This is a genomic window from Streptococcus sp. TATVAM-FAB8 (genome assembly GCF_046592795.1).
Taxonomy (GTDB): Bacteria; Bacillota; Bacilli; order Lactobacillales; family Streptococcaceae; genus Streptococcus; species Streptococcus ruminicola.
The window spans coordinates 12316-34803 of record NZ_JAWVPQ010000002.1 but is presented as its reverse complement, the minus strand read 5'-3'; the positions used below and the strand labels follow the sequence as shown (position 1 = coordinate 34803).

General features: G+C 36.4%; 18 protein-coding genes, 3 tRNA genes and 1 other annotated feature. Of the genes, 12 read left to right on the top strand and 9 right to left on the bottom strand.

Features of this window, described 5'->3' with window-relative positions; all coding sequences use genetic code 11:
• Nucleotides 1-9: 9 nt before the first annotated feature.
• The 3 genes from SFC32_RS01900 to yfmF form a co-directional block, all read right to left on the bottom strand.
• A complete protein-coding gene (locus tag SFC32_RS01900) occupies nt 10-948 on the bottom strand; it encodes a helix-turn-helix domain-containing protein (RefSeq protein WP_074564707.1) in 939 nt (312 codons plus the stop codon).
• A gap of 65 nt (nt 949-1013) precedes the next feature.
• Nucleotides 1014-2303, bottom strand: a complete 1290-nt coding sequence (gene yfmH, locus SFC32_RS01895) for an EF-P 5-aminopentanol modification-associated protein YfmH (protein ID WP_411049822.1) — start codon at nt 2301-2303, stop codon at nt 1014-1016.
• Nucleotides 2304-3548 carry an EF-P 5-aminopentanol modification-associated protein YfmF gene (gene yfmF, locus SFC32_RS01890; protein WP_411049823.1) on the bottom strand — a complete coding sequence of 415 codons (1245 nt, stop codon included), beginning with the start codon at nt 3546-3548 and terminating at the stop codon, nt 2304-2306. It abuts the gene before it with no gap.
• Nucleotides 3549-3634: 86 nt separating this feature from the next.
• On the opposite strand from yfmF, the gene yaaA reads away from it, so the two are divergent.
• Nucleotides 3635-4018, top strand: a complete 384-nt coding sequence (gene yaaA / locus SFC32_RS01885) for a S4 domain-containing protein YaaA (protein ID WP_074869649.1) — start codon at nt 3635-3637, stop codon at nt 4016-4018.
• 2 nt (nt 4019-4020) lie between these two features.
• A complete protein-coding gene (recF, locus tag SFC32_RS01880) occupies nt 4021-5115 on the top strand; it encodes a DNA replication/repair protein RecF (protein WP_074965490.1) in 1095 nt (364 codons plus the stop codon).
• A gap of 65 nt (nt 5116-5180) precedes the next feature.
• Here the strand turns inward: recF and SFC32_RS01875 are convergent, their stop codons facing one another.
• From SFC32_RS01875 to trpS, 3 genes are all read right to left on the bottom strand, one after another.
• Nucleotides 5181-6047 carry a GRP family sugar transporter gene (locus SFC32_RS01875; RefSeq protein WP_074603194.1) on the bottom strand — a complete coding sequence of 289 codons (867 nt, stop codon included), beginning with the start codon at nt 6045-6047 and terminating at the stop codon, nt 5181-5183.
• A 244-nt stretch (nt 6048-6291) separates the two neighbouring features.
• Nucleotides 6292-7773, bottom strand: coding sequence for an IMP dehydrogenase (gene guaB, locus SFC32_RS01870; RefSeq protein ID WP_133017769.1), 1482 nt, complete (start codon nt 7771-7773; stop codon nt 6292-6294).
• A gap of 226 nt (nt 7774-7999) precedes the next feature.
• Nucleotides 8000-9022, bottom strand: a complete 1023-nt coding sequence (gene trpS / locus SFC32_RS01865) for a tryptophan--tRNA ligase (RefSeq protein ID WP_039696086.1) — start codon at nt 9020-9022, stop codon at nt 8000-8002.
• A 56-nt stretch (nt 9023-9078) separates the two neighbouring features.
• Nucleotides 9079-9285: a binding site (T-box leader), on the bottom strand.
• A 207-nt stretch (nt 9286-9492) separates the two neighbouring features.
• On the opposite strand from trpS, the gene SFC32_RS01860 reads away from it, so the two are divergent.
• The 3 genes from SFC32_RS01860 (at nt 9493) to SFC32_RS01850 (ending at nt 14752) form a co-directional block, all read left to right on the top strand.
• A complete protein-coding gene (locus SFC32_RS01860; protein ID WP_093815631.1) occupies nt 9493-10365 on the top strand; it encodes a YitT family protein in 873 nt (290 codons plus the stop codon).
• Between the two features lie 93 nt (nt 10366-10458).
• Entirely contained in the window at nt 10459-12081 is a 1623-nt protein-coding gene (locus SFC32_RS01855; protein WP_074869659.1) for an ATP-binding cassette domain-containing protein, read from the top strand.
• Between the two features lie 94 nt (nt 12082-12175).
• Entirely contained in the window at nt 12176-14752 is a 2577-nt protein-coding gene (locus tag SFC32_RS01850) for a YfhO family protein (RefSeq protein WP_411049824.1), read from the top strand.
• A 140-nt stretch (nt 14753-14892) separates the two neighbouring features.
• Here SFC32_RS01850 and SFC32_RS01845 read toward each other — a convergent pair.
• Together SFC32_RS01845 and SFC32_RS01840 are read right to left on the bottom strand one after the other, a co-directional pair.
• Nucleotides 14893-14966 (bottom strand) — tRNA-Asn (locus tag SFC32_RS01845).
• A 31-nt stretch (nt 14967-14997) separates the two neighbouring features.
• A tRNA-Glu gene (locus SFC32_RS01840) sits at nt 14998-15069 on the bottom strand.
• A 331-nt stretch (nt 15070-15400) separates the two neighbouring features.
• Between SFC32_RS01840 and SFC32_RS01835 the strand changes: the two genes are divergently transcribed.
• A tRNA-Arg gene (locus tag SFC32_RS01835) sits at nt 15401-15474 on the top strand.
• A gap of 92 nt (nt 15475-15566) precedes the next feature.
• Here the strand turns inward: SFC32_RS01835 and rlmH are convergent.
• The gene (gene rlmH / locus SFC32_RS01830; RefSeq protein ID WP_074564722.1) at nt 15567-16046 is read right to left on the bottom strand and encodes a 23S rRNA (pseudouridine(1915)-N(3))-methyltransferase RlmH; all 480 of its coding nucleotides are present in this window, start codon (nt 16044-16046) and stop codon (nt 15567-15569) included.
• A 215-nt stretch (nt 16047-16261) separates the two neighbouring features.
• Between rlmH and SFC32_RS01825 the strand changes: the two genes are divergently transcribed.
• The 6 genes from SFC32_RS01825 (at nt 16262) to SFC32_RS01800 (ending at nt 22427) form a co-directional block, all read left to right on the top strand.
• Nucleotides 16262-17515, top strand: coding sequence for a S1C family serine protease (locus tag SFC32_RS01825; RefSeq protein ID WP_411049825.1), 1254 nt, complete (start codon nt 16262-16264; stop codon nt 17513-17515).
• 58 nt (nt 17516-17573) lie between these two features.
• Complete coding sequence (locus SFC32_RS01820) at nt 17574-18356, top strand: ParB/RepB/Spo0J family partition protein (protein ID WP_411049826.1); 783 nt, start codon at nt 17574-17576, stop codon at nt 18354-18356.
• 203 nt (nt 18357-18559) lie between these two features.
• Entirely contained in the window at nt 18560-19915 is a 1356-nt protein-coding gene (gene dnaA, locus SFC32_RS01815) for a chromosomal replication initiator protein DnaA (RefSeq protein WP_074564728.1), read from the top strand.
• A 158-nt stretch (nt 19916-20073) separates the two neighbouring features.
• Nucleotides 20074-21210 carry a DNA polymerase III subunit beta gene (gene dnaN / locus SFC32_RS01810; RefSeq protein ID WP_039696079.1) on the top strand — a complete coding sequence of 379 codons (1137 nt, stop codon included), beginning with the start codon at nt 20074-20076 and terminating at the stop codon, nt 21208-21210.
• A 130-nt stretch (nt 21211-21340) separates the two neighbouring features.
• Nucleotides 21341-22225, top strand: coding sequence for a diacylglycerol/lipid kinase family protein (locus tag SFC32_RS01805; protein WP_074965477.1), 885 nt, complete (start codon nt 21341-21343; stop codon nt 22223-22225).
• A 10-nt stretch (nt 22226-22235) separates the two neighbouring features.
• On the top strand, nt 22236-22427 hold the full coding sequence (locus SFC32_RS01800; protein WP_039696077.1) for a DUF951 domain-containing protein: 192 nt from the start codon (nt 22236-22238) through the stop codon (nt 22425-22427).
• The last annotated feature ends 61 nt before the right edge of the window (nt 22428-22488 follow it).

The following is a 22488-nucleotide window of genomic DNA, read 5'->3' as shown; positions in this document are numbered from 1 at the left end:
CCTACCTTATTATTGAATATTAATTGTAATGTAACTTAATGTTGTGCTTGTCAAAGCTGATGTATCTACCGCTTGACCATTGATTGCAACGTTAACGCCTGCAGTGACTCCTAGTGTAATCACAGATTTTTTTGTACCTGCAGGAAGGGTTGCTGAATAGCTTGAAACTCCTGTTGAAGAAAGAAGTGTTCCAGCATCGCCAGCTTCTGAATTGCTTACAGAAACCCAACTGCTATCAGCACCAGCTAAGCTGATGTCAACTGTCAAACTATCTGTAACATTTGATAGATTAACCGTTAAATTACTTCCGCCTCCTTCAGTTTCCATCTTCAATGATTTTTCTTCAGATGAAGAAGATTCACTGGTTGATGAACTTTCTGGAGTTGATGAGCTACTTGATGATGAACTATGAACAACAGAGTAGCTTGGTTTTGCTTGATTGCTATCGCTTTGAAGCTGTGTCCAAGTGACAAATGAAACAAAAGCTAAAATTCCTAAAGCAACTAAGCAAAGCAGAATAATCGGAAGATAAGTTGCTGTTTTTTCTGAACTTTTATAACGACTTGAACGTGAACCAACACCAAAATCATCTGTTTGTTCAGGTTTAGGTTTAGAAACTGAAACTGGAGCTGTTTTAGCTACTTTTTTATGACTCGGTACGATTGTAATTTTCTCATCCTCAGCAACCACTGGTGCTGTTTCAATACTTGATGCAAATATTTGTGCTCGATAGCGCTTTAATAGTTCTGCTGCATCTACATCTACCAATTCCGCATATTGTTGAAGATAAGTTTCAACTTCATCTTTAGGAATTAATTTAAATTTTTCTAACTCTAATGCTAAAAGATGTGGTGAAGGAATTGCTGTTTTTTCTTCAACATCTTCTAGTGTCAAGTTTTTGGCAACTCGACCTTTTCTTAAGATTTCACCAATCGTTTCTTCTCTCATACAAGGTTTCCTTTAATAAAATATAATCAGATTTATTATAGCAAATTTTAACAAGTATTTCGATTTTATTTTGGAAGGATTGTGAATTCTGTCGCGTCTGATTGACTTAAGAAATCATTTCCTCTTTTAAGAACTTCTTCAAAACTTAAAGTCTTTAATAGTTTAGGAACCGATAGATAAGTTTCCTCATCAGCAAGATGATTGATAAATTGCGCTGAAAGGTTATCAATTGAATCTAGACTCTTGAAAAAGTCTCCATACAATTCTTTTTTAACAATTTCAAAATGTTCTTCTGACAAATCCTCCAAATCACTAGACATTGCTACTTTGCTTAAATATTGTCGCAAATTCGTTGCCATAGCAATCGGTACTGAAGTATCTAGAGAAATAATCAAAAATTGGAAATTTTGATAAACTTCAATCTCAAAATCAAATGAGTCATCAATCTGACCATTTTCATAAAGTTCTTGATAACGTCTTGAAGTCCAACCCAAAATCATCGCAAAAAATAATCTCAAGGCTAATTCTTGACGCAAGGTAGATTCTCCTTCTGATAAAGCAGGACCTCTTAAGCCAATAGCTAGTTTAGGTTGTGTCACTTCCATTTGAACCGATGCCTTCGGCACAACAGATTCGTAAGCCAATTCTTGACGCTCAAGATGATGAGCTGTCTTATTTTTTCCTTTTTGACTTTCTTGAATTTGCTTAAAGATGTCATCCTTATCAAAATTGCCAACAACTAAGAGTATCATCTCCTGTGGAGAATAAAAGACATCATGATTTTCTTTCAAGTCCGCTACTGAAATATTGGCAATACTTTCTTGAGTTCCAGCAATATCTTGAGCAAGAGCCGTTTTAGGATATAAATTTTCAAGAATTCCTTGATAAAGTCGATAATCCGCATCATCTTGATACATGTCAATCTCTTGACCGATAATCGATTTTTCTCGCTCAATTGACTCATCTGTAAAGGCAGTATCTGCCACAAAATGCTGCAACAAGTCTAAGTTTTCATTTAAATGATCTACCGTTGAAAAATAAAAACATGTTTTGTCAAAGGTTGTAAAGGCATTACTGTTGGCACCGGCATTTGTAAATAGCTCTGAAACATCTTGACCATCTTCCAATTCAAACAACTTATGTTCTAGAAAATGAGCAATCCCCTTCTCATAGCATTTTTCACTTTTATCTAGTGTAAACTTATTGTCAAAGGAGCCAAAATTAACAACCAACATCCCACAAGACTCTTGAAAATCAGTCTTAGGAATCAAAAAAACTTTCAATCCATTTTCCAGTACAGCAGTATACAAAGTTTCACCAATTTCAGGGAAAACTTTTTCAACTAATTTTGTCACTTACTTTCCCTCCAAAAAATACAGTGCTTGCAGTTTAATCTTTCTAGTTAGTTGCATCACATCAGCTTTACTAACCTTGTCAAGGTTGTCAATCATATCGTCAACGCTGTAATGATTCTTCAAATATTGACCGTTGTAACTACGCTCGATTAATACTTTTGGAGAGTCTCCTGCCAATCTTAAATTGACTTGTAACATTTTCTTCGTTTGCTTAAGAAGTGCTTCTGAAAAGCGACCTACCTTAATCGTTGAAAATTGTTTGTTAATTAATTGCATCGCTCGATTGCGATTCTTCTTGTCAATACCAGCGTAAACATTCAGTAAACCTATAAAAATATCAAAATGACTTCCGATAGTATAAGCAAGTCCTTCTTTCTCACGAACCTCTGTAAATAAACGAGAATGAGCAAAACCTCCAAACAAACCATTAAAGACAAGAAGTGTAAAGTAATCCTTGTCACCATATCTAGTTGGGAAAGAATAACCTAACTGCAAAACAGACTGATTAACTTCTCTGACTTCTAATTTTTCTTGAACAATGTTGCTAAATTCTTGTTGGTAGTCAAATACTAAATCTTTTTGACGGTCTTCAAAAGGAAATCGATTGAACAATTGTAACATGCGATAGTCATCAAACTCTCCCAATAAAAAGATGTCCAAGCGATCTTCACGAAGCATTTTCTGAAACTCTTGAAAAGCCGTGTAAGAATTTTCAGCAACTGCTAATTCAGCTGTCCCATATTTTGATGTTTGAAAAGCTGGGTTCGTAAAGAAAAGTTTTTTAAGACCTAGCTCACTACTATAAAAACTATCATCCTTATCAGCTTTTAAATAATTAATTAAGTTCGCTTGCTCAAGCTCAAATAATTTAGACTGATATTGCTCAACTGTTACAAGCGGTGAGAAAAGAACTTGATATAAAAATTCAATCACTTCTTCCAAGAGATTTTCTGTAGTCATCACATACTGATTCTTCATGAAAGTTAGTTCAATATCAACAATATGAACCAATCCCTTAGTTGATACCTTGGTTGACAAAGTCGCTCCATAAAGGCTTGCCAAACGCTCTCTAAAACGCTGTGCCGTCGGGTATTTCTCATTAGCCGTTGCTAAAATCTGAGCCACCAAAACACGTCTGGCTACCGTTTTTTGGCTGAACTCTCCTGAAAACCGAAAGGTAATATGGTTCATTTTGAATTTTTCATTTTTGATTAGATGTAATTCAACACCATCAACTATTTTCATTACAAATTCCTTACTAAAACACTTTATTAGCTAAAATTATACCACGTTTATGTTATAATTACTTGAATTATAAAATGGAGAAAACGATGGAATACAAATTATTTGATGACTATATTACCTTGCAAGCTTTACTAAAAGAACTAGGTATTATCCAAAGCGGTGGTGCTATTAAAGCCTATTTAGCAGAAACAACCGTTCTCTTCAACGGCGAAGATGAAAAACGTCGCGGTAAAAAAATTCGTCTCGGTGATGTTGTAAGCATTCCAGAAGACGGTATCACTATCGATATTATCGCACCAACAGATGAAGAAAAGAATGAACATCTTGAAGCCTTAGCTGAAAAAGCTCGTGTTGCTGCTATCGTTAAAGAATTAAACGCTAAAAATAAAAAAGATAAGAAACAAAAACAAGCGAAAAAACAATCGAAGCCAACTAAAGAACGCAAACCCGTTCGCTTCCCAGGAACTTAAGCATGTGGATTCAAAAAATAGCCTTAAAAAATTATCGCAATTATTTAACCAATGAGCTTGAATTTTCTCCCGGGCTAAATGTCTTTATCGGGAAAAACGCTCAAGGAAAAACAAATTTCTTAGAAGCTATTTATTTCTTATCTTTAACTCGCAGCCACCGCACACGTTCCGATAAAGAGCTGATTCATTTTCAAGAAAAAGAACTCCGCGTCTCAGGTATTCTGCAACGCTCAAGTGGGACAGTTCCTTTGGAAATCAATCTATCAAGTAAAGGACGAGTCACTAGAGTTAATCACCTCAAACAAGCGAAATTATCCGACTATATCGGAGTGATGACAGTCGTCTTATTTGCACCTGAAGATTTACAACTTATCAAAGGAGCACCTAGCCTCCGTCGTAAGTTTATTGATATTGATTTAGGTCAAATCAAACCTGTCTACCTATCTGATTTGTCTAATTACAATCATGTCCTTAAACAACGTAACACTTACCTAAAAACCGCTGAAAAAGTTGACATCGACTTTTTAGCAGTCCTTGATGAGCAATTAGCTGATTTTGGTAGCCGCGTCATGGAACATCGCTTAGATTTCGTCTCTAATCTCGAAAAAGAAGCCGATCGCTATCACTATGCCATCTCTAACGGCCTAGAACATTTAAAAATTCGCTATCTATCATCTGTGCCATTCCAAGAAAAAAGTGAAATCAAAGAATACTTCTTAAAAACATTGGAAAAGAATCGCAAACGTGATATCTTCAAAAAAAATACTGGTGCTGGACCTCATCGTGATGATTTAGAATTTTTCATCAACGATATGCCTGCCAATTTTGGTAGCCAAGGACAACACCGAAGTTTGATTTTATCTCTTAAAATGGCTGAAATTGAACTCATTAAGAATGTTACTGGTGATTATCCAATTCTACTTCTCGATGATGTCATGAGTGAACTAGATAACTACCGACAAACAGAATTGTTAAAAATGATTATTGCTGAAAATGTTCAAACTTTTATCACAACGACAAGTCTTGAACACCTTTCAAAACTTCCAGAGGAGTTGAAAATTTTCACTGTTAATCAAGGAACTATTGAAGAAAACTAAAAAAGCTGGCCTAAGCCAGCTTTTTTGTGTGTTTACAACTGAATTGACAATGTTGTCAATGATAATTAGTAAGATTTAACAATTCCTAGTAATACAGCTCCAAGAACAAAGCATGCAATACCAATTACCAACCAACGCATTTCTTTACGTGTTTTAGTTTCACCCAAGAAGAGGATACCACCCATAATAGAAATGATAACACCAAGTTGTGAGAAACTAAAGGCAATAGCAAGACCTGCTTTAGCAGCAGCAAGAAGCATGAAGATGTTACCAACACCCCACATCAAACCAACGATTGCGTTTTTGATAACAACTGTTTCAAATTTAACGTTAAATTTCATGAACATAATAGCTCCAAGCACCATACCTACAGCCATTGGGAAGATAACAGCTAAAGCATCGAATTTCATGATGTTGTTAAATAGAATAGTGTAAGAAAGGTAACCAACTGTTGAGTAAGTCAAAGCACGGAAACCTTTACCAAAGTCAGTAAGTTCGCTAGTTTCAACTTTTTCAGCATCACGTTTACTTGTGAAATAGAATCCGATAACCAAAAGAAGCAAAGCAATAATACCAAGTGTGTATTGAACTGGTTTGCTCCATTCGCCAAAGACAATGGCACCAATCAAGCTACCAAATACAAGTTGTGCTCCACTTGACAATGGGTTACCTACTGAAACACCCATGTATTGCATTGCACGGAATTGGCCGTTTTGTCCCATAGACCAAAGCATACCACCGATGATTCCGACAACCCAAAGTGTTACTGACATTTCTGGTTGAACAAACAACCATACAACAAAGGCAAATAAAAGTGCCCCTAAAGTCATTCCTAATGTTTGTTGATCTGGTTTACCTCCAATTTTGTTGCTGACAAACCCGATACTTCCCCATGCTACCATGGGAATTAATGCAAATAAAATACCCTGCATTTTTTCTCCTTTACGATATGTTTTACAGATTAGTAAACGTTGTTTACACTGTTGTAAATATATAATTAACCATTCGCTTTTTATGAAAACGCTTTTTCAGAAAAGTAAAAGAAAATTTCATGTTTTTTGCGAACATAGTTACATATTCTACCATACAACCCACCATTTTGTAAAGGCCTACACAAAAAAATCTCTGATAAGTTTACGAACTTATCAGAGATTTAATTATTAATCTCAGTCTATCTTAGTGTACTGAGTAGTTTGGCGCTTCATTTGTAATTTGAACATCGTGTGGGTGACTTTCAATCAAACCAGCTCCTGACATTTCAACAAATTGAGCTTTTTCATGAAGAGCTGAGATATCTTCAGCACCAACATAACCCATACCAGCACGAATACCACCAAGAATTTGGAAGACGATATCGGCTACAGCACCTTTATAAGCTACACGACCTTCAATTCCTTCTGGAACAAGTTTGTTAGCTTCGTTAACAGAACCTTGGAAGTAACGATCGCTTGAACCTTTCTTCATAGCTGCAATTGATCCCATACCACGGTAAGTTTTAAATTTACGACCTTGGTAGATTTCAGTTTCACCTGGTGCTTCATCTGTACCAGCGAACATAGAACCAAGCATTACAGCATTACCACCTGCTGCCAAAGCTTTAACAATATCACCTGAGTATTTAATACCACCATCGGCGATAATTGTTTTACCATATTCACGCGCAACAGCTGCTGCGTCATAAATAGCAGTAATTTGAGGAACACCGACACCTGCAACGACACGTGTTGTACAGATTGAACCAGGACCAATTCCGACTTTAACAACGTCAACACCTGCTTCGTAAAGAGCACGCGCACCTTCTGCAGTTGCTACGTTACCAGCAATCAATGTACGTTCTGGGAAGTGTTGACGAATTTCAGCAATTTTACGAAGAACACCAGCTGAGTGACCGTGAGCAGTATCGATAACAATGGCATCTGCACCTGCTTCAAAGAGGGCTTCAGCACGCTCGAATGTATCTGAAGTAACACCGACAGCACCTGCAACCAAAAGACGACCGAATTCATCTTTAGCGGCATTAGGGAATTCAATAACTTTTTCAATATCTTTGATAGTGATAAGACCTGACAAACGTCCAGCTTCATCAACCAAAGGCAATTTTTCAATACGGTGTTCGTGAAGAATGCGTTCTGCAGTTTCCAAATCAGTTCCAACAGGAGCTGTTACCAATTTTTCACTTGTCATGTGTGCTGAAATTGGAGCATGGTAATCTGAGATGAAACGCATATCACGGTTTGTGATAATCCCTACCAATTTACGATTTTCAAGGGTTTCAACAATCGGAACACCACTAATGCGGTAACGTTGCATCAACTCTTCTGCTTCAGAGACAGAATGTTTAGGTGTTAAGAAGAAAGGATCAATAATAACACCATTTTCTGAACGTTTTACTTTACGGATTTCTTCTGCTTGTTCTTGAATTGACATATTTTTGTGAACAACACCAAGACCACCCGCACGTGCAATAGCAATTGCCATTTTACTGTCAGTAACAGTATCCATAGCAGCTGTCACGATAGGAATGTTCAATGTCAAATTTTTTGCAAGTTTTGTTTGCATGTTAACTTCATTTGGAAGAACATGACTTTCAGCAGGAATGAGTAGTACGTCATCAAAAGTGTAACCTTTTTTCAAAAATTTAGTGTCCCAATTTGACATTAAATAACCCTCTTTTCTATATATTTGTAGGGGATTTTTAACCCTAGCTAATTTTTTATTGTTACTATAATAACACGCTAAATTCATTTGTCAACAAATTAAATTCAATTTTTTTCCAAAAATTCTTTCCTATATTAGACTGATTATTTTTGCAATTCTCATTTAAAACAAATGTTATTATTTACCAAAAAAAACTCTGAGGCTTTGCCCCAGAGTTCTGTTTATTTTAGAAGTAGTTGATTCCCATAGCTGCTTTAACTTCAGCAAGAGTTTGACCGGCAACTTCACGCGCAGCTTGGCTACCTTTTTCAAGCATACGGAATACTTCACCCATGTCTTTTGCATATTCTAAACGACGTTCACGAATTGGCGCCAACTCACGTTCAAGAATTTCAAGAAGGTAACGTTTTGTTTTCACATCACCAAGACCACCACGTTGGTAGTGTTCTTTCATAGCAGCGATATCAGCTTGATCTTCTTCGCGCCCAAAGACATCAAGGTAATGGAAGACCATATTTCCTTCGATTTGTCCCGGATCTTCAACACGAATGTGATTAGGATCTGTGTACATGCTCATTACTTTTTTACGAACAGTATCAGCATCATCAGATAAGTAGATACCATTACCAAGAGATTTAGACATTTTAGCATTACCATCTAACCCTGGCAAGCGACCAGCTGCTTCATTTTTAGGGAAGATACCTTCTGGTTCAACCAAAACATCTGTTTTATAAGTGTGATTGAAGCTACGTACGATTTCACGTGTTTGTTCAATCATTGGTTTTTGGTCATTTCCGACTGGCACATAATTAGCTTTAAAAGCAGTAATATCTGCGGCTTGTGAAATTGGGTAAACCAAGAACCCTGTTGGAATTGAGCTACCAAATCCTTTTTGAGCAATTTCTGTTTTAACAGTAGGGTTACGTTCTAGACGTGACAATGAAACAAGATTCATGTAGTACATTGTCAATTCAGCCAATTCAGGAATTTGACTTTGAATGAAAATTGTTGATTTAGCTGGATCAAGTCCTACTGATAAGTAGTCCAAAGCAACATTTCCAACTGATTCTCTGATAATTTCAGACTCTTTAGCGTGGTCTGTCAAAGCTTGTTGGTCTGCCAAAAAGACAAACATATCATACTTATCTTCATTTTGTAGAAGAACACGATTTTTTAGACTTCCAACATAGTGTCCTAGGTGCAATTTACCTGTTGGACGATCACCTGTTAAAATAATTGGTTTTGCCATATTATCACCTCAAAATTAATTTCAAAAGTAAAAAATAGCCCCACGTAGTTAAACTACGTGAGGGCGTTGTCAATACGCGGTACCACCTCAATTGATAGAACTAACCTACCATCTCTTACCACTATATAAAAATTTACACGGTTCATGTAAAGATTATTCTCTTTTACCATCAGCCCATTCATGTAAGCTTACTACTGATTCACAGCACCATCAGCTCTCTAAAAGTACGCGTTTACATTACTCTTCTGAATCTTCTTCATTTTATGAAATTCTAGGTTCTTTGTCAAGTTTGTACAGCATTTTAAGCTCTTTTATGTCCGAAGAATAATTATACATTTTGTGTTTTAATTAAATTAGAAAGATTAAAAACAGCATTTTCCAAACACTCCTTTTGCCCAAAAATCTTGACGTTAAGCTGCTTCTTTGCCATAATATAATCGTTTGTTTTGTTATAAAAAAGAGGATTAACTATGAAAAAAAGACTGATTGATTTTGCACTCGTAACTGCAGGAGCTTTTATTGCCGCTGTTGGCTTCAATTGCTTTTTCCTTGAAAATCATATTGCATCTGGTGGTGTGGTCGGCTTAGCGGTCAGCTTGAAAGCTTTATTTGGCTGGAATCCTGGTAACTTTGTTATGATTACCAACGTTCCTTTATTGTTAGCTTGTTGGCTTTTCCTTGGAAAAGAAACTTTCTTCAAAACCATTTATGGGTCATGGATTTATTCTATTTTTGTCAAATTGACAGAAAATCTACCAAATCTGACTCATAATCCGCTACTAGCTGCTCTGTTTGGAGCTATTATCTGTGGCTTTGGTTTAGGAGTTGTTTTCTGGGGGAATTCTTCAACTGGTGGTACTGGTATTATCACCCAAATTCTCCATAAATACACACCGCTTCCTTTAGCAGTAGCCATGACGATTGTCGATGGTTGTAGTGTAGCTATGGGATTTATCGCCTTTGATACTGACACAGTAATGTATTCGATTATTGCTTTACTCGTTATTGGATACGTGGTAAATAGCATGCAAATCGGTGTTACTTCATCTCGTAACTTGATGATTATTTCACCTAAAAATGACTTAATCAAAAACTATATCTCAACAGAAGCTGACCGTGGTGTCACTGAAATCCCTGTTACTGGTGGTTTTTCTGGCGACCATCAAACCATGTTAATGACAACCGTTTCTCGCCAAGAAGTCCCTCGTTTAGAAAAAAATATTCAAAAAATCGACGAAGCAGCCTTTATCGTTGTTATGCCCGCAACACAAGTTATGGGACGTGGTTTCAGCCTTAAAAAATACTACAAACTCAACGAAAAAGACGCCATTTTACCAATGTAACCCAAACGTAACTCAAAGCCCCACTTCTCTAATTGAAAATTGGGGCTTTTTCATGTACAATGAGCTTATAGATAAATAATATGAGGTGAAAAATTGCTTACAGTTTCTGATGTATCACTACGTTTCAGCGATAGAAAACTGTTTGATGAGGTTAACATCAACTTTACAGCTGGAAATACCTATGGTTTAATCGGTGCCAACGGTGCAGGAAAATCTACATTTTTAAAAATCTTGGCAGGAGATATTGAACCAACAACAGGTCATGTTTCCCTTGGTCCAGACGAACGTCTATCTGTTCTTCGTCAAAATCACTTTGACTACGAAGAAGAACGTGCGATTGATGTCGTTATCATGGGGAATGAACGCCTTTATAATATCATGAAAGAAAAAGACGCTATCTACATGAAACCTGACTTTTCAGATGAAGATGGTGTCCGTGCAGCAGAATTAGAAAGTGAATTCGCTGAGCTTGGCGGTTGGGAAGCTGAGAGTGAAGCTTCTCAATTGCTCCAAAACCTTAATATTCCAGAAGAACTTCACTACCAAAACATGAGCGAACTTGCTAATGGTGACAAGGTGAAAGTTCTCCTTGCCAAAGCCCTTTTTGGTAAACCAGATGTTCTTCTTCTTGACGAACCAACCAACGGTCTTGATATCCAATCAATTACTTGGTTAGAAGATTTCTTGATTGACTTTGAAAATACAGTCATCGTCGTATCCCATGACCGTCACTTCTTGAACAAAGTATGTACACACATGGCTGACCTTGATTTTGGTAAAATCAAACTTTACGTCGGTAACTATGACTTCTGGAAACAATCATCTGAACTTGCTGCTCGCCTGCAAGCTGACCGAAACGCTAAAGCAGAAGAAAAAATCAAAGAATTGCAAGAATTCGTTGCTCGCTTCTCTGCCAACGCTTCTAAATCAAAACAAGCCACTTCTCGTAAGAAAATGCTTGATAAAATCGAACTTGAAGAAATTGTTCCATCAAGTCGTAAATACCCATTCATCAACTTCAAAGCTGAGCGTGAACTTGGTAAGGACCTTCTAACAGTCGAAAACTTGTCTGTTAAAATCGATGGTGAGACTGTTCTCGATAATATCAGCTTTATCCTACGTCCAGGTGATAAAACAGCCTTCATCGGACAAAACGATATTCAAACAACAGCTCTTATTCGTGCATTGATGGATGATATCGAATACGAAGGAACTATCAAATGGGGTGTTACAACAAGTCGCTCTTACCTTCCAAAAGATAACTCACGTGATTTTGCTTCAGGTGAATCAATCCTTGAATGGCTTCGTCAATTTGCTTCTAAAGAAGAAGACGATAACACATTCCTTCGTGGATTCCTAGGTCGCATGCTCTTCTCTGGAGATGAAGTTAACAAATCAGTTAGCGTTCTTTCAGGGGGAGAAAAAGTGCGCGTGATGCTTTCTAAATTGATGCTTCTCAAATCAAACGTTCTTGTCCTTGATGACCCAACTAACCACTTAGACTTGGAATCAATCTCAAGCTTGAATGATGGCTTGAAAGACTTCAAAGAATCTATCATCTTTGCGAGTCACGACCACGAGTTCATCCAAACACTTGCCAACCACATCGTTGTCATTTCTAAAAATGGGGTGATTGACCGTATCGATGAAACTTACGATGAATTCCTTGAAAATGAAGAAGTTCAAGCAAAAGTTAAAGAGCTTTGGAAAGACTAATCATCTTGTCGTAGTCTAAAACGACATTACCATATTTTACATTATAGAAAAGAAACAGGTTGGGATTATTATCTCAACCTGTCTTACTAACATTATGAAACTAAAATCTTTTAAACTAACAAATAACACCATTTACTACCTAACAGCATTCTTCTTGCCTTTCGTGATTTTATTTCTAGCCCTTTTAGCTGAAAATATTTCCTTTAATGGTGAGACAACTATTTTAGCTAGTGATGGCTTTCACCAATACGTTATTTTCGCTGAAAATTTACGAAATATTTTACACGGTTCAGATAGTCTATTTTATACCTTTACCAGTGGGTTGGGATTAAATTTTTATGCTTTAATCAGCTATTATCTTGGTAGTTTCTTCTCACCTTTTGTCTACTTCTTTAGCTTAAAAAGCATGCCCGATGCCATTTATCTCTTTACATTGTTAAAAGTTGCTTGCATGGGATTAACTAGCTTTTATAGCCTACGCCAACTGTATCCAAAGGTATTAAAACCATTTACCGTTATCCTCTCAAGCTCATATGCGCTGATGAGCTTTGCTATTAGCCAGATTGAGATTAATATGTGGCTGGATGTCTTCATCCTTTTGCCGCTCATTATTCTAGGACTTAACCGATTACTAAATCAGAAAAAATTCATCTTATACTACCTTACTTTAACCATTCTCTTTATTCAAAATTACTACTTTGGTTATATGGTTGCTATTTTCCTTGTGCTTTATTTTCTTGTTCAAATCAGTAAGGAAAACCACTGGAAAATAAGGGGACGTCAATTTGTAGACTTTACACTAGTGTCAATCTTAGCTGGGTTATCTAGCTGTGTCATGCTGCTACCTACTTACTTGGACCTGTCAACGCATGGCGAAAAATTCTCTACCTTTACAGAATGGTTTACAGAAAATTCGTGGTTCCTAGACTTGTTTGCCAAAAACTTTGTTGGTGCTTATGACACAACAAAATTTGGCTCAATCCCTATGATTTACGTAGGTATTTTCCCTTTAATCTTAGCTATTATCTTCTTTACCATCAAGTCAATCAAATGGCAAACACGTTTAGCTTACGGTATTGTTTTACTACTCATTATTGCTAGTTTTTACCTTGAACCATTAGATTTAATGTGGCAAGGAATGCACTCACCAAATATGTTTCTGCACCGTTATTCTTGGGCATTTTCACTAATGGTGATTCTTTTGGCCGCAGAAACGTTGTCACATCTCAAAGAATTAACTGTTAAGCATTACCTTATTGGTATTGTTCCACTAGGGCTTGGCTTTTTAACTACGGTACTGCTCAAAAATCATTATCAATTTTTAGAAGCACCACAAATCATTATCACCTTTTCTTTCTTAGCTGCTTACACTATTATATTAATTAGCTACGCTAAGCAGTATTTAACATTTAATTTATTCATTAGCTTTACACTTCTCTTTACAGTATTTGAAACTTCACTTAACACCTATTATCAAATTACAGCCCTAAATAGCGAATGGGTCTTTCCTTCTCGTCAAAGTTATGAGCTTAATTTGACAGATACTGAAAAACTCATTCAAAAAAGTCAAAAACTAAACACGACATTTTATCGTACCGAGGAGCTCCTTCCTCAAACAGGTAATGACAGCATGAAATACAATTATCATGGTATTTCTCAGTTCTCATCTATTCGAAACACGACATCCAGCAGCACACTAGATCGACTTGGTTTTAAGTCAACTGGAACGAATCTAAACCTTCGTTATCAAAATAATACCTTGCTGATGGATAGTTTATTTGCTGTCAAATACAATCTTTCAGAAACTGATGTCAACAAATTTGGATTCCGTTACCTTGATAACTCTGGTAATACATCACTATATGAAAATCAATACGCTAGCCAATTAGCAATTCTAACCAATGGTCTTTACAAAGATATTGACTTCAGTGTCAACACGCTTGACAACCAAACTAACTGGATGAACAATCTCACTGGCTTATCTGAAAAATACTTCACGCGTGTGGCTTCCCAATTATCAGGAGGAGCTAATCTTCTAAATGGTCGTGTAACCACTAGTAATGACGGACAATTAAATTCGCATGCTGATTATAACCTTACTGTCGCTCCTAATACGCAACTTTATATCAGCGTTCCAAATATCACCTTCTCTAATGAAAATAGCCAGAAGGTCCAAATTACTGTCAATGGTAAAATGGCAGAATATACAACTGATAATGCCTACACTTTCTTTGATCTTGGATATTTTGAAGATAGTCAAACTTTGCATGTTACTCTTTCATTCCCTGAAAATAACCAAGTATCCTTTAACCAACCAAACTTTTATGCCTTAGATACGACAAGCTATCAAAAGGCTATGGAAATCATTAATCGCCAAAAGGTTAAAGTTACTACCAATAAAAACACTGTAACAGCTACCTACAAAGCCGACAAGGCTTCATCACTCTTATTTACTATTCCATACGATAAAGGTTGGACAGCTACTCAAAATGGCCAAAAAATCACTTTATCAAAAGCTCAAGACGGCTTTATGAAAGTTGACGTCAAGTCTGGAAAAGGCAAAGTCGTTCTGACTTATCTGCCTACAGGCTTTAAAGAAGGAACAATGTTATCATCAGTTGGACTCCTCCTATTTATCTGTTACAATATCGCCAGAAAACGAAAAAAATAAAAAGTATCCAAGGGATACTTTTTTTGTTCACTTAATTATCTAGAAAGCAATAAATAAACACCAAAAGAGCTAGAACAATTGTTCTAGCTCTTTTTAAGCAATAAAAAATCCTAAGTAAAACTTAGGAAGGTGTCTTATCACTCCGGCAGTAGGACTCGAACCTACGACATCATGATTAACAGTCATGCGCTACTACCAACTGAGCTATGCCGGATAAACAAAAAAACTGCTAAGCAGTAGTTTTATAGTCCGTACGGGATTCGAACCCGTGTTACCGCCGTGAAAAGGCGGTGTCTTAACCCCTTGACCAACGGACCAGAAGTTTTAGGATTTCCCCTCAACACTCTTATTATTATACCAGATATTTTTTCTTTGTCTATAGTTTTTTTCAATTTTTTTTACTTTTTTTGAAGTTTTTTTGCACTAAAATATCGCCAAAAAATTCAAACAATTTTAACGTGCTAAAAAGCCTTTAATATCAAGCATTTACAGGTGAACTTTCGGTAAAGAAGAAAATTGTTTACTAGTAAAAAAGCAATTTTTTCTTTTACTTATTCTTTACTTTTTAAAAACCAAGCAGGCCAGTGTAAAGTTCGATTTTTAGTTGACAGAAAAGCTGTTATTTTGATAGAATGATTAAGTTGATATGGTCTCATAGCTCAGCTGGATAGAGCATTCGCCTTCTAAGCGAACGGTCGCAGGTTCGAATCCTGCTGGGATCAAATCTTAAGCCGGCTTTAGCCGGTTTTTTTATTTTCTCCACTAGTAGTGTTTCACATGAAACTAGAAAAAGCAGTTCAAATTGAACTGCTTTTTACTTATGATAAGGACTTCCTTGTTGTATCATGAAAGCTCGATAAATTTGCTCAGATAAAACTAGGCGCATTAACTGATGAGGTAAAGTTAGTAAACCAAAACTCATTTTGAGATTTGCACGTTTTTTTACCTTGTCAGCTAGACCTAGGCTACCTCCAATGACAAATACAATGTCTGAATAACCTCTCAAAGTTGCATCGGCGATAATCTTACTAAATTCTTCTGATGGGAATTGTTTACCTTCAATAGCTAAAACAATGACGTAATCGCGCTCAGAGATTTTAGCTAAAATACGGTCACCCTCTTTTTCCATGATTTGGTGATTTTGCGCCTCACTCGCATTATCTGGTGTTTTTTCATCGGGCAACTCAACAATTTCAAATTTGGCAAAGCGACTCATGCGTTTACCATACTCCGCAATACCATCTTTTAAGTATTTTTCTTTTAATTTTCCAACAGCAATAATTTTTACTTTCATGCCTTCTATTTTACCACATATTCACAAGCTTTTCACACATTATCCACATGTTAACAATCTGTAATTAGGCTCAATATCGCTATATTTTAGGGATTTTTGAACAAATTTAAAAAGTTTTCCACAACCTGTGGATTACTTTATTTTTTTTATCTTTTAAGGTATAATTAAGTCGTTTTTTATATGCTATCTGTGAATAAAAAAAGGGAGGAAGAGACGTGAAAAAAATAAAATTTCGAAAAGTCAATTACAAAAAAATCCTTAAACCACTATCCGTTATTTTAGTTGGTTTCATCGGAGGAGTTGCTGGGGCCTTACTCATGTTGAATATGGCTGGCATCTCTATTAATAATGTTAGTGGTTCAAGTACAAAAACCACAACAAGTAAAGTAAGTTACTCAAATACTAATGATACGACGAAAGCTGTCGAAAAAGTGGGAGAAGCAGTCGTATCAGTCATCAATTATCAATCAAATAGCTCTTCAAATGATTTGTATATGCAAATGTTTGGTGGCAATTTAGATAATAACACTAATAATAATAGCTCAGATAGTGATTTAAGCATCGCTAGTGAAGGTTCTGGGGTTATTTACAAAAAAGATGGCAATTCTGCTTACGTCGTTACTAATAATCACGTTGTCGATGGTGCTAGTCAAATCGAAATCATGCTTTCTGACGGTACAAAAGTAGTCGGTGAATTAGTCGGTGCCGATACATACTCAGATATCGCCGTTGTCAAAATTGCTTCTGATAAAGTCACAACGGTAGCTGAATTTGCTGATTCAGATAAAATTACTGTTGGTGAAACAGCCATTGCTATTGGTAGCCCTCTAGGTACTGATTACGCTAACTCAGTAACCCAAGGAATTGTCTCAAGTCTAAGCCGTACAGTTACAATGACTAACGACGATGGCGAAACAATTTCAACTAATGCTATCCAAACTGATGCCGCTATTAACCCAGGTAACTCTGGTGGTGCTTTGATTAACATTGAAGGACAAGTGATTGGTATTAATTCAAGTAAAATTTCTTCTACCTCAGATTCTGGATCAGGTAATTCTGTAGAAGGTATGGGATTTGCTATTCCAGCTAATGATGTGGTTAAAATTATTAATCAATTAGAAGCAAACGGAAAAGTTATCCGTCCAGCACTTGGTATCACAATGGCTAACCTAAGCGATTTGTCAACAACAACAATCAGTCGCCTAAATATTCCAACTAGCGTCACAGCTGGTATCGTCGTTGCTTCAGTTCAATCAGGTATGCCTGCTGAAGGAGCACTTAAAAAATACGATGTAATAACAGCTATCGATGATAAAGATGTTTCTTCTATCACAGATCTTCAAAGTGTCCTTTACGGTCATTCAACTGGAGATTCTATTAAGGTAACCTTCTATCGTGGTACTGACAAGAAAACAGAAACTATTAAACTAACGAAAACAACACAAGACCTCTCTTCATCAAATCAATAATTTAACTAAAAACTAATGAGGCTGAGCTTCTCAGCTTCATTTTTTAAAGGAAAAAACTATGATTGAAACACTTAATCTCATACCTATTGACGATATTGCTCCAAATCCTTACCAACCTCGCTTGAAATTTAAGCAAGAAGAATTAGAAGAACTTTCTCGCTCAATAAAAGCAAACGGCCTCATACAGCCGATAATCGTCCGTAAATCAGATATTTTTGGTTACGAGCTCATTGCAGGAGAAAGACGTCTTAAAGCATCAAAAATGGCTGGTTTAAGCGAAATTCCTGCAATTATAAAAGATATTACTAATAAAGAAAGCATGCAGCTTGCCATTGTCGAAAATTTGCAGCGCTCTGATCTCAATCCTATTGAAGAAGCCAAGGCTTATCAGCAATTACTCGATAAAAACCAAATGACTCACGAAGAGTTGGCACAATTTATGGGAAAATCACGACCATATATCACTAATTGCTTGCGCTTATTGAATTTACCGACGATTATTTCTCATGCCGTCGAAAAAGGTGAACTTTCTCAAGGACACGCGCGTGTGCTGCTGACACTTAAGGACGAAAAAGATCAGGAGAAGTGGTACCAAAAAATTCTGAGCGAGGATATGAGCGTTCGCAAACTCGAACAAGCTGTAAAATCTACTAAAAAGAAAAAAACATCTTCTAAAGTAAGCAAAAAAGATATTTTTATCCGTCATCAAGAAGAAGAATTATCAAAATTATTAGGTCTCCCTGTCACCTTATCACTTTCTAAAAGTGGCTTTAAAGGAGACTTACAATTACATTTTCAATCAGAAGAAGACTTAAACAGAATTATCAACAGGCTAAAATAGCTTGTGAATTTCTCATTTTCAATTTCATAGTTTTCCACAAGAAAAAGCGGCCAAAATCACTGATTTTAGGCCTTTTTCTGTGTTTTCCACACCCTGTGGAAAACTACTATAAACAGTGTGGATTTTTTATTTTCACAGTTGTGGAAAACTTTGAGATTTTATGTTAAAATAATTTATGAATTATCCACAAAAAGGAATAGACTATGACTGAAAATGAACAAATTTTTTGGAATAGGGTCCTTGAACTGGCAAAAAGTCAACTAAAACAAGCAACTTATGAATTTTTTGTTTTAGATGCTCGATTAATTCAAATTGAGCAAAATACGGCGACGATTTACCTAGATCCTATGAAAGAACTCTTTTGGGATAAAAATTTAAAACCAATCATTTTAACGGCTGGTTTTGAGGTTTATAATGCTGAAATTGTCGTGAACTATGTCTTCGAAGAAGATTTAGCTAAGCAAGCAGTAGAAGAAGCAACTTCCCAAGTTCTCCAAACACCACAAAAAAACCACCTGCCCCAGGTTGATTCAGATTTAAATACAAAGTATACTTTTGACAACTTTGTCCAAGGTGATGAAAACCGTTGGGCCTTTTCTGCGTCTTATGCCGTTGCGGACGCTCCAGGGACTACTTACAACCCTTTATTTATCTGGGGTGGACCTGGACTCGGAAAAACTCACTTGCTAAATGCCATTGGTAATGCGGTATTGCAAAATAACCCCAAAGCGCGTGTAAAATACATCACAGCTGAAAATTTCATCAATGAATTTGTTATCCATATTCGATTGGATACTATGGAAGAATTGAAAGAAAAATTCCGTAATCTTGATGTTTTGCTGATTGATGATATTCAATCGCTCGCCAAAAAAACATTATCTGGTACGCAAGAAGAGTTTTTCAACACTTTCAACGCTCTTTACGATAACAACAAACAAATCGTACTGACCAGTGACCGCACACCAGATCATCTCGACAATCTGGAACAACGTTTGGTCACGCGCTTCAAATGGGGCTTGACAATCAATATCACGCCGCCTGATTTTGAAACACGCGTGGCAATTTTGACCAATAAAACTCAAGAATATGATTTTGTGTTCCCGCAGGATACCATTGAATATCTTGCTGGTCAATTTGATTCTAACGTCCGTGACCTAGAAGGCGCTTTAAAAGATATTAGCCTTGTGGCAAGTATTAAAAAAGTCCAAACCATCACCGTCGACATTGCTGCTGAAGCCATTCGAGCTCGTAAGCAAGATGGTCCGAAAATGACGGTTATCCCAATAGAAGAAATTCAAAGTCAAGTTGGGAAATTCTACGGAGTCACTGTCAAAGAAATCAAAGCTACTAAACGTACGCAAGATATTGTTTTGGCACGTCAGGTAGCCATGTATTTGGCGCGTGAGATGACTGATAACTCTCTTCCAAAAATCGGAAAAGAATTTGGTGGCCGTGACCACTCTACCGTTCTTCATGCCTATAATAAAATCAAAAATATGCTGGCTCAAGACGATAGTTTGCGAATCGAAATTGAAACCATCAAAAACAAGATCAAATAAGCATTGTGGATAAATAGCAAAAAAATCTGCGATTTATCCACAGGTTGTTAACAACTCTTATTCCGCGATTTTTATAGCATTTTTGGAGTTATCAACAGTATAAACAAGACCTACTACTACTACTAACTTAATACTTATAAATTAAAGGAGTTATCTTCATGATAAAATTCTCAATTAATAAATCCTTCTTTCTTCAAGCATTGAATGCTACCAAGAGAGCAATCTCTTCGAAGAATGCAATTCCTGTATTATCTACTATCAAAATTGAAGTTCAAAATAGTAACATCACCTTAACAGGTTCAAATGGACAAATTTCAATTGAAAATACTATTCCAACCTCTAATGAAAATGCAGGTCTCTTGATTACATCACCAGGTGCAGTTCTATTAGAAGCAAACTTCTTTATTAACATTGTTTCAAGTCTTCCAGATGTTACTTTAGATTTCGAAGAAATTGAACATCACCAAATCGTTTTGACAAGTGGTAAATCAGAAATCACTCTTAAAGGGAAAGATGTTGACCTTTACCCACGTCTTCAAGAAATGGCTACTGAAAATCCTCTTGTTATTGAAACAAAATTATTGAAGTCAATCATTACAGAAACAGCTTTTGCAGCTAGCCTTCAAGAAAGTCGTCCAATTTTAACAGGTGTTCACATGGTGCTTAGCGACCACAAAGATTTCAAAGCGGTTGCTACTGACTCACACCGCATGAGCCAACGCAAATTAACTTTGGACAATACTTCAAACGACTTTAACGTTGTTATTCCAAGTAAATCTCTTCGTGAATTTGCAGCAGTTTTCACAGATGATATTGAAACAGTAGAAGTTTTCTTCTCAGACAGCCAAATGCTTTTCAGAAGTGACTACATCAGCTTCTATACACGCCTTTTAGAAGGAAATTACCCTGATACAGACCGTTTGTTGACAAATTCATTTGAAACAGAAGTTACCTTCAATACAGGTGCTCTTCGTTCAGCTATGGAACGTGCTCACTTGATTTCAAATGCCACACAAAATGGTACTGTTAAACTTGAAATTACAAATAACAGCGTTTCAGCTCACGTTAACTCTCCTGAAGTTGGTAAAGTTAACGAAGAATTGGATATTATTGACCAATCAGGTAGTGATTTGACAATCAGCTTTAACCCAACTTACTTGATTGAAGCTCTTAAAGCCTTGAAGAGTGAAACAGTTGTGATTCGCTTTATCTCACCAGTTCGTCCATTTACGTTGATGCCAGGTGATGATGCTGAAAACTTTATCCAATTAATCACACCGGTTCGTACAAACTAAAATTCTTTAAGGAAACTTTAAGGATGAATTCGTATACTATAATCATCCTAAAACTTTTCTTTTTCATAATCTCCAGCAAGGGCACTGTCTATACAGTGCTCTTGCTTTTTATGTTATAATATTTCTTGATATGACACTTTATATTATTGCTAATCCTCATTCAGGAAATCGTAGTGCCAAAGAAGTTATTACAAGGTTGAAAAATGAATTGAATCAAGAGATGGCTGTTTTTCTGACGCGGTATCCAGATGACGAAGAAAATCAAGTCAATGATGTTTTAGAGACCTTTCAACCTGAGAAAGATAGATTATTGATTCTTGGTGGTGATGGTACCTTATCCAAAGTTTTATATTACCTGCCAGCTGATATTCCCTTTGCGTATTATCCAATGGGGTCAGGAAATGATTTTGCGCGTGCTCTTGGATTGAAAAAAGAATTAACACACCTTATTGAATCGACTAAACAAGCTCCAAAAGAAATTACGGTTTATACTTACCAAAATGGCTTGGTTTTAAACAGTTTAGATTTGGGGTTTGCTTCTTGGGTTATTAATCATGTTGAACAGTCTCAGCTAAAAGCTAAACTGAACAAATATCATTTAGGAAAATTGACTTACATCCTAACAGCGATTCAATGCTTGATTAAGAAACCAGCTTTTGCTTCACTTTGTCTAGAGACAGAAGCAGGAGAAGTCCTTGAACTTAGAAATCAGTTCTTCTTTTCGCTGGCTAATAATACTTACTTTGGTGGTGGTGTTATGATTTGGCCCCATGCCACAGCTTATTTGGAACAGCTAGACTGCGTGTATGCCAAAGGTGAAACCTTGTGGGAACGTGTGCTTGTTTTATTAAGTTTAGTTCTTAAAGTGCATGAGCATTCCCCCTATTTGCAGCATCATCCCTACAAAAGTGTGACCATTAAAAATCCTGAAAAAAGTTTAATTGAGATTGATGGTGAAATTGTGTCGCTTGATGAAGTCACACTAATGCCGCAAAAACGTTATATTTATTTGTAAAGGAGAAATCATGTACGAAATCGGAAGTCTTGTTGAGATGAAGAAACCTCATGCGTGTACTGTTAAAGCAACTGGCAAAAAAGCCAACGAATGGGAAGTCGTTCGCATTGGAGCAGATATTAAAATTCGTTGCACCAATTGTGATCATATTGTCATGATGAGCCGTCATGATTTTGAACGCAAGTTGAAGAAAGTATTATAATATTTAAAATCATTAAGTCTGCGCATATAGCGGGCTTTTTTAAGTGATTTTATGCTATAAT

Coding starts and splice junctions, on each gene's coding strand:
- guaB (WP_133017769.1), bottom strand. CDS start 7,773: ATGTCAAATTGGGACACTAAATTTTTGAAAAAAGGTTACACTTTTGAT.
- dnaA (WP_074564728.1), top strand. CDS start 18,560: ATGACTGAAAATGAACAAATTTTTTGGAATAGGGTCCTTGAACTGGCA.
- yaaA (WP_074869649.1), top strand. CDS start 3,635: ATGGAATACAAATTATTTGATGACTATATTACCTTGCAAGCTTTACTA.
- rlmH (WP_074564722.1), bottom strand. CDS start 16,046: ATGAAAGTAAAAATTATTGCTGTTGGAAAATTAAAAGAAAAATACTTA.
- SFC32_RS01900 (WP_074564707.1), bottom strand. CDS start 948: ATGAGAGAAGAAACGATTGGTGAAATCTTAAGAAAAGGTCGAGTTGCC.
- dnaN (WP_039696079.1), top strand. CDS start 20,074: ATGATAAAATTCTCAATTAATAAATCCTTCTTTCTTCAAGCATTGAAT.
- yfmF (WP_411049823.1), bottom strand. CDS start 3,548: ATGAAAATAGTTGATGGTGTTGAATTACATCTAATCAAAAATGAAAAA.
- SFC32_RS01800 (WP_039696077.1), top strand. CDS start 22,236: ATGTACGAAATCGGAAGTCTTGTTGAGATGAAGAAACCTCATGCGTGT.
- SFC32_RS01875 (WP_074603194.1), bottom strand. CDS start 6,047: ATGCAGGGTATTTTATTTGCATTAATTCCCATGGTAGCATGGGGAAGT.
- SFC32_RS01850 (WP_411049824.1), top strand. CDS start 12,176: ATGAAACTAAAATCTTTTAAACTAACAAATAACACCATTTACTACCTA.
- recF (WP_074965490.1), top strand. CDS start 4,021: ATGTGGATTCAAAAAATAGCCTTAAAAAATTATCGCAATTATTTAACC.
- SFC32_RS01820 (WP_411049826.1), top strand. CDS start 17,574: ATGATTGAAACACTTAATCTCATACCTATTGACGATATTGCTCCAAAT.
- SFC32_RS01805 (WP_074965477.1), top strand. CDS start 21,341: ATGACACTTTATATTATTGCTAATCCTCATTCAGGAAATCGTAGTGCC.
- trpS (WP_039696086.1), bottom strand. CDS start 9,022: ATGGCAAAACCAATTATTTTAACAGGTGATCGTCCAACAGGTAAATTG.
- SFC32_RS01860 (WP_093815631.1), top strand. CDS start 9,493: ATGAAAAAAAGACTGATTGATTTTGCACTCGTAACTGCAGGAGCTTTT.